The sequence below is a fragment of the Bacteroides mucinivorans genome (assembly GCF_034654355.2).
Taxonomy (GTDB): Bacteria; Bacteroidota; Bacteroidia; order Bacteroidales; family Bacteroidaceae; genus Bacteroides; species Bacteroides nordii.
On sequence record NZ_CP178179.1, the window covers coordinates 288389 to 301855 of the forward strand.

General features: G+C 38.8%; 9 protein-coding genes. 5 read left to right on the plus strand and 4 right to left on the minus strand.

The window, feature by feature from the left end; all coding sequences use genetic code 11:
• Positions 1 to 80: 80 nt before the first annotated feature.
• Both VCM39_RS00995 and xerD read right to left on the minus strand, forming a co-directional pair.
• The gene (locus VCM39_RS00995) at positions 81 to 1769 is read right to left on the minus strand and encodes a tetratricopeptide repeat protein (RefSeq protein ID WP_221650125.1); all 1689 of its coding nucleotides are present in this window, start codon (positions 1767 to 1769) and stop codon (positions 81 to 83) included.
• A gap of 144 nt (positions 1770 to 1913) precedes the next feature.
• On the minus strand, positions 1914 to 2861 hold the full coding sequence (gene xerD / locus VCM39_RS01000) for a site-specific tyrosine recombinase XerD (protein ID WP_221650124.1): 948 nt from the start codon (positions 2859 to 2861) through the stop codon (positions 1914 to 1916).
• A 145-nt stretch (positions 2862 to 3006) separates the two neighbouring features.
• On the opposite strand from xerD, the gene aroQ reads away from it, so the two are divergent.
• The 5 genes from aroQ to VCM39_RS01025 all read left to right on the plus strand — a co-directional run bounded on the left by aroQ (position 3007) and on the right by VCM39_RS01025 (position 7451).
• Positions 3007 to 3420 carry a type II 3-dehydroquinate dehydratase gene (gene aroQ / locus VCM39_RS01005; RefSeq protein WP_221650123.1) on the plus strand — a complete coding sequence of 138 codons (414 nt, stop codon included), beginning with the start codon at positions 3007 to 3009 and terminating at the stop codon, positions 3418 to 3420.
• Between the two features lie 98 nt (positions 3421 to 3518).
• Complete coding sequence (gene pyk / locus VCM39_RS01010) at positions 3519 to 4976, plus strand: pyruvate kinase (RefSeq protein ID WP_221650122.1); 1458 nt, start codon at positions 3519 to 3521, stop codon at positions 4974 to 4976.
• A 109-nt stretch (positions 4977 to 5085) separates the two neighbouring features.
• Positions 5086 to 5718, plus strand: coding sequence for an O-methyltransferase (locus VCM39_RS01015; RefSeq protein WP_321028886.1), 633 nt, complete (start codon positions 5086 to 5088; stop codon positions 5716 to 5718).
• Between the two features lie 162 nt (positions 5719 to 5880).
• Positions 5881 to 6213: a 30S ribosome-binding factor RbfA gene (gene rbfA / locus VCM39_RS01020; RefSeq protein WP_002558310.1), complete on the plus strand. Its 333-nt coding sequence runs from the start codon at positions 5881 to 5883 to the stop codon at positions 6211 to 6213.
• On the plus strand, positions 6210 to 7451 hold the full coding sequence (locus VCM39_RS01025) for an FtsX-like permease family protein (RefSeq protein WP_221650120.1): 1242 nt from the start codon (positions 6210 to 6212) through the stop codon (positions 7449 to 7451). The genes rbfA and VCM39_RS01025 overlap by 4 nt, the downstream gene beginning before the upstream one ends.
• 103 nt (positions 7452 to 7554) lie before the next feature.
• On the opposite strand, the gene VCM39_RS01030 is transcribed toward VCM39_RS01025, so the two are convergent.
• Positions 7555 to 11514, minus strand: a complete 3960-nt coding sequence (locus VCM39_RS01030; RefSeq protein WP_322932403.1) for a leucine-rich repeat protein — start codon at positions 11512 to 11514, stop codon at positions 7555 to 7557.
• 99 nt (positions 11515 to 11613) lie between these two features.
• Positions 11614 to 13467 carry a T9SS-dependent choice-of-anchor J family protein gene (locus VCM39_RS01035; protein ID WP_322932404.1) on the minus strand — a complete coding sequence of 618 codons (1854 nt, stop codon included), beginning with the start codon at positions 13465 to 13467 and terminating at the stop codon, positions 11614 to 11616.

The window sequence follows — 13467 nt, forward strand, 5'->3', positions numbered from 1 at the left end:
TTTTATGGATAAAAAAAAAGAATTGCTCACCATTTATGGTGAGCAACTCCTTTTTTTCAAATAAAATACGAAGGATTCGTTTATTTGATAATATTCATAAAGTCTGAGTTAACGAAGTATTTTGCGAACTCAAGATCAGTTGCAGCTTTCTTAGCTAATGAAGAGTCTTTTGCAACTGCGCTTTTCAGACTGCTTGTTAACATAGAAAGATTGTTAGTTCTTGCACCTAATACAGCCATCAGATAGTCTGTGTAAGCATCCGGTTTTTCTACACCAGCCAATGTGTTTTTAGCTTTGTTGTAGTCCTTAGCCAGGATCTGAGCAAGAGCAGCACTATTTGTTTTAGCGTCACCGAATGAGTTTACAGCTCTTTCATACTGACCCTGTGCAATATACAGGTTACCCATTGTTTCGCCCAGTTCTTTAGCACCAGAAGCCTTACCTAAGTAAGATTCAGCAGCGCTCTTATCACCTTTAGCCAAAGCTACAAGACCTAAGTTCATGTTAACTTCAGGAGCAGCCTGAATGTTAGCAGCTTTCTTCAGGTATGATTCAGCTTTGTCAATGTTACCAGCCTGATAAGCCAATTTACCAAGGTTGTTGAATGCACGGTAGTCATTCGGGAACAACTCAGTAGCTTTTGTATAGATTACTTCTTTCTTACCGTTGTCATTAGTCAGCGTTGCAGCATACAGCAATTCTTCCAAAGTCAGTTCTTTAGGATTAGAAGCAGCCAAAGAAGCGATTTCGTCGTCAGACTTACCAATGATTTCATAGTTCAAAGTCAAACGAGAACGACGCAATTGCGGCAGGATTTCGTCAGCCAAAGTTTTGTAAACAGAAGAGATGTTTTTGATTTCTTGTTCTCTTTGTTCAGGATCCTGATACATAGAGAGTACGCGAAGGATCAATTCTTTGTCCTGGATGTTTGATTTAGAAACCAGTTCCTGGAAACCTTCCCAGTCCTGAGCTGTGTATTTAGCATCGATAGCTGCATCGATCTTAGCTTTCTTAAGGTCTTTGCTCAACATCTTAGTCGTGTTGTCTTCACGATTTTCGGCCAGCTTAGTGTTCAAACCTACACCACCATCAGGAGATGCATAAGCAGAAACTTCAATGTTGCTGATTTTTTTGTTAGCAGCATCGTTTACGTTAGCTACTTCCTTGTTGAATTCTTTAGCAGTCTTCAATTCGCTTGCACGAATGTTAGCCTGTTGGATAAGGAACATAATGTTAGCATTGTGTTTCTCTTTGATGATACGTTGGAAAGCGTCGTCACCGTTAGCAGGGTTAGCACTTTGCAGCGTGTTTTCAATCAATTCTGAAGTAGAGATCACACCATCAGCAATTTTCACAGCAGGAATAGCTACTGTCTTGTTGCCGATTTTAGCATTGAATTCAAGGTACAATTCAGACTTAGCCATTGCAGGAACATAGTCAAATGAAGTTTTCATCGTGTAGTTACCACCCATCTTGTAAGAGATAGTCTGGTCGTTACCTTCAACTTTTTCACCTTGGAATACTGCAGGTTGGCCTTTAACTTCGCCACCATTCCATCTTAAAACCGGAGTTACTTCTACAACGGCTTTCTTTTTGAAATACTTTTCAGGAAACTTTCCGTTGATAGTTACAGGAACTTTACCACCCACTGCTTCCAACACCTGCGGAGTTGTAGTAAAGTAGTCAGATGATAATTCACCCATTTTGCTGCAAGACGAAAATGCAACAATCAATGCCATAAGGAAAGGCAAATAAAGCTTCTTAATCATTTTAGGTATAAATTAAATGTTTGTAATTGAAATATTCGTCCATTCATGCCTTTTCCATATTAACCCGGAAAAAGTAACGCAAAGATATTAAATATTAAGATATATATATAGCTAAAGTGTTGTTTTTATTATAATTTAATGAAATCAGCCTTTTTTTTCTTGACGATATTTAATATTACGCGGGTGATGCTCTATTATTTCACTCCGTAACATGTTCCGATCGATGTGGGTATATATCTCCGTAGTGGCAATGGATTCATGGCCAAGCATACATTGAATTGCTCGTAAATTGGCTCCTCCTTCCAACAAATGAGTGGCAAATGAATGACGAAATGTATGCGGACTGATGTTCTTGGTGATACCGCTTATCTGTGCCAGTTCCTTGATGAGGTGGAAGACCATAATACGGGATATGTTTTTACCCCATCGGGCCAGAAAAACAAAATCTTCATACTCTTTTTTTATTTTTCCCCGGTTCCGGTCAATAAAGTATAGTTGTATCTCTTTAATAGCTCGTGGAGAAATCGGTACCAGACGTTGTTTGCTGCCTTTACCTTCTACTTTGATAAAACCTTCATCAAAATAAAGATCGGAAAGCTTTAAATTGGTCAGCTCGGATACGCGTAAACCGCAGCTATACAAGGTTTCCAGCATGGCACGATTGCGCTGACCTTCGTTTTTGCTAAGGTCTATGGCTGAGATGATGGTATCAATTTCTTCAACTGTCAGTACCTCTGGTATTTTAAAGCCTATTTTGGGGCCTTCAAGCAGTTCGCTGGGATCGGCTTCTATATAGTCGGCCATAATGAGAAAGTGGAAGAAAGATTTGATACCTGAAATAATTCGTGCCTGCGAACGTGGGTGAATACCAATATCATGCAGTCCGGCAGAGAAGCGTTCCAGATCATTCAGGCAAACATCCAGAACTCCGGTATTTTCTGCTTGCAGGAAGTTGAGTAACTTACTCAGATCGGTCATGTAAGCATCCTGCGTATTTTTAGACAGAGACTTCTCTAACTTCAGATATTGTTGATACTTTTTGATTATCTGCTCTTGTGTATCCTTCTTCTCGGTTTTTTCGTTTACTTTCATTTCTTTTTTCTACCTTTGCTCCGCGAAGACAGGCTGCACCTCAGCAAAATACAAATAAATTTGCTTCTACATTCGGTTTGCGCTATCTTTGCACCCTGAAATAATGTTCCCGAGACAAAGGTATTAAAATTAGTAGGATTGTGTTATGAGGATACAAATTATTAATGGCCCCAATATTAATCTGTTGGGCAAGCGTGAACCTTCCATATATGGAAGCGTTACATTTGAAGACTATCTGGCTGAACTCCGCAAAGTGTATAAGGATATAGAAATTAACTATTTTCAATCGAATATTGAGGGAGAACTGATTGACTGCATTCAGCAGGTGGGTTTTGAAGCAGATGGTATTATTTTGAATGCAGGGGCTTATACACATACGTCTATTGCTTTACAAGATGCTATTCGTGCGGTGACTGCCCCGGTAATTGAAGTACATATCTCTAATGTGCACAGTCGTGAAGATTTTCGTCATGTGTCTATGATTGCTTGTGCCTGTAAAGGAGTTATTTGTGGTTTTGGCCTCAATTCATACCGTCTGGCTCTTGAAGCTTTAAAATAATAATGTGAGAATAAAATAGATTCATATAATTAATGTGTAAATAAGCCGGAGGATAATTGGCATATGGGCACATTATCAAAATTAAATAATTATTTAAGATGTTGCTGAAACAGACTAAAATCGTAGCTTCCATCTCAGACAGACGCTGCGACGTAGACTTTATAAAACAGTTGTTTGATGCCGGGATGAACGTTGTTCGTATGAATACCGCGCATGCCAGCCGTGAAGGTTTTGAAGCTTTGATAGCTAATGTACGTGCCGTTTCCAATCGTATTGCCATCTTGATGGATACCAAAGGACCGGAAGTACGAACTACTGCTAATGCCGAACCCATTCCTTTTCAGATTGGGGAGAAAGTGAAGATTGTTGGTAACCCTGATTTGGAAACAACCCGCGAATGTATTGCTGTTTCATATCCCAATTTTGTACATGATCTGAATATCGGTGGAACGATTCTTATTGATGATGGTGATCTTGAACTTCGTGTGATTGATAAAACAAGTGACTATTTGCTTTGTGAAGTGCAGAATGAAGCTGTCTTGGGTAGTCGTAAAAGTGTGAATGTTCCGGGGGTACGAATCAATTTGCCTTCGTTGACAGAAAAAGACCGCAATAATATATTGTATGCTATTGAGAAGGATATCGATTTTATAGCACATTCGTTCGTACGCAACAGACAAGATGTGCTTGATATTCGTACCATTCTTGATGAGCATAATAGTGATATTAAAATTATAGCCAAGATTGAGAATCAGGAAGGTGTTGATAATATCGATGAAATCCTTGAGGTGGCTGATGGGGTGATGGTAGCGCGTGGTGATCTGGGTATTGAAGTACCGCAAGAACGCATTCCGGGTATCCAGCGTACACTGATTCGTAAATGTGTGTTGGCAAAGAAGCCGGTTATTGTAGCTACACAGATGCTTCACACTATGATTAATAACCCGCGTCCAACTCGTGCGGAGGTAACTGATATTGCTAATGCTATCTATTATCGTACTGATGCTTTGATGCTGAGCGGTGAAACGGCTTATGGTAAATATCCGGTAGAAGCTGTGAAAACGATGACCGCTATTGCCGCACAAGCTGAAAAAGATAAACTGGAAGAGAACGATATCCGCATTCCGTTGGATGAAAATAGCAATGATGTGACTGCATTCCTTGCCAAGCAAGCTGTGAAAGCTACAGCCAAGTTAAAGATGCGTGCTATTATTACTGATAGTTATAGTGGACGTACTGCCCGTAACCTTGCTGCTTTCCGTGGTAAATATCCTGTGCTGGCCATTTGTTACAAGGAGAAAACCATGCGTCATTTAGCTCTTTCTTATGGGGTGGAAGCGATCTATATGCCCGAATTGGCAAACGGACAGGAGTATTACTTTGCTGCACTACGCCGTCTGTTGAAAGAAGGACGTTTGTGTCCTTCGGATATGGTAGGTTATTTGAGTAGTGGTAAAGCGGGAACCCAAACTTCTTTCCTTGAAATCAACGTTGTGGAAGATGCGTTGAAACACGCTGAAGAGACCGTATTGCCTAATAAGAACAGATATTTATAATTTATAATTGGACGATTTACAATTTACGATTGAAATTACTTCTGATAAACAAGAGTGATTTCAATCGTAAATTGTAAATCGTCCAATCGTAAATCCTTTTTCTCTTTCCATGGATACTATAGACGATTACATCCTGAGCCATATAGATGATGAAGGCGATTATCTGAAAGCCTTGTATCGTGACACACATGTTAAATTGCTCCGTCCTCGTATGGCTTCGGGTCATTTGCAGGGAAGAATGTTGAAGATGTTTGTCGAGATGATTCGCCCCCGGCAGATACTTGAAATAGGTACGTATAGCGGATATTCTGCTCTTTGCCTGGCCGAGGGACTTCCGGAAGGAGGAATGCTTCATACATTTGAGATAAATGATGAACAAGAGGATTTTACACGTCCCTGGCTGGAAGGATCGGCTTATGCTGATAAAATAAAGTTCTATATCGGTGATGCCCTTGAACTTGTTCCCGGATTGGGTATTGTGTTTGATCTTGCCTTTATAGATGGGGATAAGCGTAAATATATCGAATATTACGAAATGACGCTTGCGCATCTTTCTACCGGAGGTTATATTATAGCCGATAATACTTTGTGGGACGGTCATGTCCTGGAAGAACATCCGCATAGTAACGATTATCAAACAATTGGTATTAAAGCATTCAATGATCTTGTGGCAAAAGATACAAGGGTAGAGAAGGTGATACTTCCTTTGCGGGATGGGCTGACGATTATCCGCAAGAAATAGTGCTAACTTAGTGGGTATGCTATTTCGATAATGAAAACTAAAAATATCATATAAATAGCCTGTCAAGCGATATATTTCTGTAACTTTGTGTTTTATATGAGTAGGTGAAGGTCGCCTGCTCAATATGAATAATTACATTTAATAAACCTGATAAATAACTTTATGGAAACAACCAGACAGAATAAGATATCCCGTTTGTTGCAAAAAGAATTGAGTGAAATCTTCTTGTTACAAACTAAGGCGATGCCCGGTATACTGGTGTCGGTAAGTGCAGTTCGTATCAGTCCTGATATGAGTATAGCGCGTGTATACCTTAGTATTTTTCCTTCTGAAAAGGGAGAAGAGATGGTGAAAAATATCAATAACAACATGAAATCTATCCGGTATGAGCTCGGAACGCGGGTTCGTCACCAGTTGCGTATCATTCCCGAACTGAAATTCTTTGTGGATGATTCATTGGATTATATAGAAAAGATAGATTCTCTTTTGAAGTGAACCTGCCCTTTTATATAGCCCGGCGCTATCTCTTTTCAAAGAAGAAGCACAATGCCATCAATATTATTTCCGGCATATCAGTATGTGGGGTAGCACTTGCTACACTGGCGTTGGTCTGTACACTTTCTGTATTTAACGGTTTCCAGGATATGGTGGCCAGCTTTTTTACAGCGTTCGATCCCGAACTGAAGATCAGTATTCGGGAAGGTAAGGTTTTCGATGGACAAGACGAACGCATACAAGCGATTCGTGCCTTGCCGGAAGTCGCTGTATTCACCGAAACGCTGGAAGAAAATGCGATGGTACAGTACAAAGACCGTCAGACAATGGCTGTAATAAAAGGAGTGGAAGATAACTTTGAGGATCTTACGTCTATTGACAGCATTCTTTATGGGGCAGGGGATTTTCTACTTCATGATTCCATAGTAGATTATGCTGTGATGGGTATCGAACTGGTTTCGACACTGGGTACAGGTATACAGTTTGTTGATCCGTTGCAGATTTATACCCCTAAGCGGAATGCTAAGGTGAATATGGCAAATCCTTCTGCTTCTTTTAATATGGAGTATCTTTTTTCTCCGGGTACTGTCTTTGTGGTCAATCAGCAAAAGTATGATAGCCGTTATATTCTTACTTCCCTTGATTTTGTGCGTCGGATGCTTGATTATACAACCGAAGTTTCTGCTATTGAATTGAAATTAAATCCTGGTGTGAGCACCTCTTCCGCTAAATCAAAGATTGCATCGATATTGGGTGATGACTTTGTTGTGCAGGATCGCTATGAGCAACAAGAAGACGTATTTCGGATTATGGAGATAGAGAAATTGATTTCATATCTTTTTCTCACGTTTATTTTGATGATTGCCTGTTTTAATGTAATAGGTTCTCTTTCTATGTTGATTCTTGATAAGAAAGAGGATGTTGTGACTTTACGCAATTTGGGAGCGGATGATCGTTTGATTTCCAGAATATTTCTTTTTGAAGGGCGTTTGATTTCTCTCTTTGGTGCTATATCCGGTATTGTATTGGGATTGATTCTCTGTTTGATACAACAAAAATTTGGTATTATCTCTTTAGGTGGAGGAGGTGGAAACTTTCTGGTGGATGCCTATCCGGTCAGCGTACATTTTGGGGATGTAGTGTTGGTGTTTGTAACGGTACTTGCCGTTGGTTTTCTTTCGGTGTGGTACCCGGTGCGTTATCTTAGCAAACGGTTGCTCTCTTCAGGAGGGAAATAATAAATAATGATGTCTGTCAAACGACTTCTATATTAAAAAAACAACACCCCATATAATTTAGTACTAAATTATATGGGGTGCCCAAAAAGAACTCTTTTTTCTGTTACTGAATAGCTATCTTATAAGTACTAGTTGTGTTGTCTTTAGTTCGGATACATACAATGTATATACCTGTTGAGCCTACAGGTACTTCAATGCTCTGACTGGCTTCACCATTCGCTATTATTTGTCCCGTAGAAGTGAGTACGGAGTAAGTACAATCTTCTGTAGGGATAATTGTAATATTGGTACCGGTAGCATAAATTCGGGCTATATTCTCATTTGTTTTTTCCAGTCCTGTTCCTTGTGTTATTACACAGGAAGTTGTCTGATAGGGCTCATTGTAATCTGTATAATCAGGATATGCTTTGGAAGAGATAACACAGTAGATTGCACCATCTGGTATGGTATTGAAACGGAATTTACATCCTTCTGTTACCGTGTAGTCTTTTCCTGCACTAAGTTTTTCACCCGTACTGGCAAGATACCATTCAAAAGTAGGATAGACACCATTAGGGAAGTATGAACCGGCCAATCCTTTCTTTTTCACATACCAGTCCGAAAAATCAATTGTCTCATCAGTCTTATAACTGCTTGCCAGTTCATATTTCATCACTTTATCTTTCTGATATATGTATGACATTTTTATCTTCTCACCTTCGGGAAAGTTTGGCATGATCATATAATTGTATGAGCAGTCGATTTCCAGAATCTGATTCAGACTTTCGGGAACCAGTATCTTTGTCAACTCGTTATATGAACAATCCAGATACGTCAGGTTGATATAAGAACTTATATCCAGTGTCTTTAAACCATTCTCTTTACATGTCAGAGAAGTCATGGCAGCTGCATTTTCCGGAAGAGTCACTTCTTTTATTCCACTACAGTTCAAAATATGCAAATTGGTATATTCTTTCAGATTAATGCTGGTCAATGCTGTGTATTCACAATTTAATTCTGTTAAAGCTGTTTTTACAGTCGGAAGAGCAAGAGTTGCAAGTTTAGTATTGCTCTTGCAGATTAATTTACTCAGTTTACTGCATGTATTAACATCCAATCCTTCTAATGAAGAATTACTGGTGGCTTCTAATGAAGTTAAATTGGTATACTTACTCAAATCTATTGTCTTTGAGGATAGTTTTTTCAGGATGACAGTTTCTAAATTCTCTGTTTCGTCCGGCAGAACAATTGTGGCGGCACCGGATGGGGCATAATTCAGATTTTTCAGTCCTGACCAATCATGTATATCCAGATTTCTTATATTACTGTTTTCAATAGTCAGACTGGTTATAGTCGTTACATTTTCGGGGTATGTAATTGTTGTGATTTTAGAGCTTTCTTTAATGGAAAGTATTTCCAGTGCTGCACATTTACTTAAATCAACTCCTGTGAGATAATCGCAGTAAGCTAAAGAAATTTCCTTTATTTTGGCTGCATCTGTATAAATTTTAATAACCTTTGTATCTGTAGGTGTACCTTGTATAGATGTTTTTGTTGAATTTATAACTTTATCAACCAGATTTCCATCTCCCCAGTCTATTTGAATGGTTGTATTATCTTCTGTTGCCCCAATAGAGAAGCCAATACTCCTTTCATTGGATGTAGTGAGGCTGATAACCGGATCGGCTGCTTTTTCGATAATTACATCCGTAGTACGATAAGGAGAGTTATAATCCTGATAATCAGGATATGCTTTGGAGGCAATGACACAATAGATACTACCGTCAGGGACTGCATTGAACCGGAATTTTGCAGATTCTGTCACAGAGTAATCTTTTCCTTCTTCCAGTGGCTCTTTGCTTCCATCTACATACCAAGTGAAGGTAGGATAAACTCCTTCCGGGAAATAAGAACCTTTGATACCTTTTTTAAGAATATAAAGTTCGGACAGGTCTATTATATCATTTGTGGTATATCTTTCACTTAGAGTGTATTGTGAGACTTTCTCTCTTTGGTCCATATAGGTCAAATCGATCTTCTCACCTTCCGGGAAATTGGGTAAAAACAGATAGTTGTAAGAACAGTCGATATTGATATCCTGGTTCGGATTCCCGGGAATTTTTATCTCTGTCAGTTCGTTATATGAACAATCCAGATACGTCAGGTTGGTACATGAACTTATATCCAGTACTTTCAGGCCATTTTCTTTGCAAGTCAATGAAGTCAAAGTAGACGGATCTTCGGGGAGGATTGTCTCTTTGATCCCGCTACAATTTAATACCTGCAATTTGCTATATTCTTTTAAGTCTATGGCTGTTAGTGCAGTATATTCACAATCCAGTTCTGTTAAAGTTGTTTTGATTTCCGGTAGAGTAAGAGTCGTTAGTTTGGTATCTCTTTTACAAATTAGTTTTGTTAACTTGCTGCATTTACTCACATCCAGTGTTTCCAATGCAGAGTGAGAGGTTACTTCAAGAGAAGCCAGATTGACATATTTGTTTAAATCTATAGCTTTTAATGATAATTTACTGAGAACGATACTTTCCAGGTTTCCGGCTTCGTCGGGTAATACAATAGTACTGATACCGTAAGGACTATATTTTAGGTTTTTGAGGCCAGACCAATTATGTAAGTCTATATTTTTTATACTGCTATTGTCAATGGTGAGATTCTCCAGTGTGGTTATATCTTCCGGATAGACAATGGAAGTAATTTTAGAGCTTTCCTTTATTGATAAGGTTTGCAAAGCTGTACATTTACTTAAATCGACGCCTGTGAGGTAATCACAATAAGCTAAAGAAACTTCCTTTATCTTAGCTGCATCTGCATAAATTTTAATATTTTTTGTTCCTGCAGGAGTACCCTGTATAGAAGTCTTTGCGGAGTTTATAACTTTATCAACGAGGTTTCCATCTCCCCAGTCTATCTGTATAGAAGTATTATTTTCAGTAGCTCCTAAGGAGAAACCAATAACTCTTTCATTGGATGTAGTTAAAATGATAGTCGGCTCAGCTGCTTTTTCAATAGTAGTATCGGTAGTCCGGTACGGAGAATTGTAATCCTGATAAGCTGGATAGGCTTTGGAGGCAATGACACAATAAACACTGTTTTCGGGAACTATATTGAATTTGAATTTTCCAGGCTCAGTTGTTATGTAGTCCTTTCCTTCTTCCAAGGGATCGCTGTTTCCGTTTGTATACCAGTTGAAGGTAGGATAAACTCCATCTGTAAAGTAGGAACCTCTAATTCCTTTTTTAGAAACGTAAAATTCAGACAGGTCAATGATGTCATTTGTTGTATAACTTTCATTCAAAGTGTATTGTGAGACTTTTTCCCGCTGGTCCATATAGTATAAAGTGATGTTTTCACCTTCGGGAAAATGAGGCATGATCATGTAATTGTATGAACAGTCTACAGACAGATTTTTATCCGAACTGGGAGTTTGGATAGAGGTAAGAAAGTTATAAGTACAATCCAGATTTGTCAGATTGGTATATTTACTGATATCCAATGTCGTCAGACCACATTGTTGTAACGTTAAGTCATTCAGAATATCTGTATTTTCCGGAAGTATCAATGTTTCTAATGTTGCATCTGCATTGGATAAGGCAAGTGTCTTAAGCTTTGTACATTTACTTGCGTCAAAAGAAGCCAGATTGAGATATCTACAGTTGATCTTTGTCAATTGATTCTCTGTAGAGGAAGGGAGAATAATTTCAGTTACACCTTGGCAACTTGAACAGGACAGTTCTGTTAATGCCAGACATTTACTGAAATCAAGTACTTTTAGAAGTTTATTGGAAGAGATTTCAATCTTTTTCAGCTTATTGGCATCTCCGTATACGTTGACTGAAGTACCCGAAGCGGAACCATTGACTGCTGTTCCGGTTGTTTTAACCGTTTGTTCTATTGCTCCCTCACCAAAGTCTACCTGGAAAACAGTTTCTTCGGTTGCATACAATTTAAAACTGATTTTACCGGCAGTACAAGTCATGTTGATAATAGGTTCATCTTCATTTTTCTCTGCCCATACGCCAATGACTATCAGTGACATAAGACAGGTAATAAGTAGTCGTTTTTTCATATCTTCCGATGTGTATTAGTGAATAAATATTGTCCGGAACGTCAAATACGGGATTTTACGCCCGGACAATTGTTAAGAATAAAGTAAAGAGAGAGAGTTTTATTTTTTGATGACTTTTATAGAAGCATTGATAGAGCCGCCTCCAACTCTTATCAGGTAAATGCCTTCGGCCCAGTTTGACCCTGTAACAGTTATATTAGCTTCATTTGTAGTCTTCTCATAAACGGTTTGTCCGTTAGCATTGAATACACGAATTAATTTCGATGTATTATCTCCGGTTTTTATGTTGAAGTCAGAGTGGAATACCGTTGGATAAACGCTGATCTTATTGTCTTCTACCTTGTTGATAGAAGTTCCTTTTACCTGATGGAAAGTCATTTCCGGTGATAAATAGAAAGAGAATCCGGTTTTATCAATCTCGTTAAACGGCCAGGGAAGATCAGGTACACAATACCATCCTCCGTTAAGATTTAACTCTGCGGCTCCTGCTGCATGAATCCGGACATAAGCAGAAGCAACTTTATCTGCTCTGTACACATCACAAACCAAAGCTAATTTGGTAGTTGCATCCGGTACGATAGATTCGTCCAGTTCTATAGATAAATAGAATGTTCCTTTGACTTTTATAGGAGTTGCAAATTTAATTTTTCTGATGACATCTTCGTAGTCTACAGAAGTGGTACCGAAAGCACCGCTCATTGTTGTAACATATTCTCCAAATACATTATCCGGATCCGGTGCTCCCCATTTCTCTCCATATAATCTGACTTTTACAGGTTTACCTTTGTTAGTGGTAGCTGCTTTGTATACATACAATCTGAAATGAACGGCACTGACGGTTGCTTCAGCGTCAGCAGGCAGTTCAAATCTTTCAGCAAAGGTGGTATAATATCTATTTATACCACTAACGTAGTCATTTGAACCAGGAACATCTGTTTCCGGCATGAACAGTCCATCGTACATATCAGAACTGTTAGCAACAATGTCTGTAACATCCTCTTTTCCTAAAATACCTACATTTACAATGTCTGAGAATGAATCAGTGGATTTAGAGTTTGTTACAGTCAACAGAGGTTTGTAATCTCCACTCTCCGAATAGGTTACAACCGGACTTTCTTCGGTAGTAGTAGCCGGATTCCCGAATGTGTTCCATTGGTAATCAGTTGCATATTTAGACTGATTAATAAATGAGATAGATTGTTCCGGATATACATAACGCAAGCGTTCTTTTATATGATTGGCATGAGTTGACCAAAGACCACCGTACGCAACGTATTTAGCTACAGCCGGAAAAGGATTTTCATTATCATAGACTTCAAAATTGTCTATTCCTACACCGTTTGCAGCAGTCGTGGTGAAACCAATTCCGAAGTAATAGATGCCATCGGTTTCAGGTATGAAATCAGCTTCTACTTTCTTCCATTCCTTGTACTTGATATTTTTTAAATCTACCAATGTGATACAATCAGCTTCCTTTGATTGTCCTTTACCAACAGTAAAACGTAAGCTTTCGCTCTTATTGGCAGACTCGGAGAGTCCCGGAGCCAATAACCAGAAACTGGCATGGTAAATTTTTCCGGCTTTCATCTCAAATCCGGGAGTATATGCCCAGTTATTTTCTGTTGCAGAAGAATAGGTACCGAGGCAATTAGGTTCGGAATATATATTTTTCCAACCATTGAATGTAGTGATGGCAAAAGCATCTTTGTCACCTGTACAAACCCATCCTTCGGGAACAGTCCGAATCTCATAACTATCAAAATCATTAGAATAGGGTAAAGTACCTAATGTAGTGGCCCGCGTTGTTACTGTCCGGGAGTTTGTTACTTCCGGTGTACCTACTTTCTCCGTTTTATTTCTTTGTGGCTTGATTTGTTGGGCATTCACCTGTGAACAAGCTAAAAAGACGAATAAAACCATCTGAATAAAAATGTAAAAACTCTTTCTTTTCAT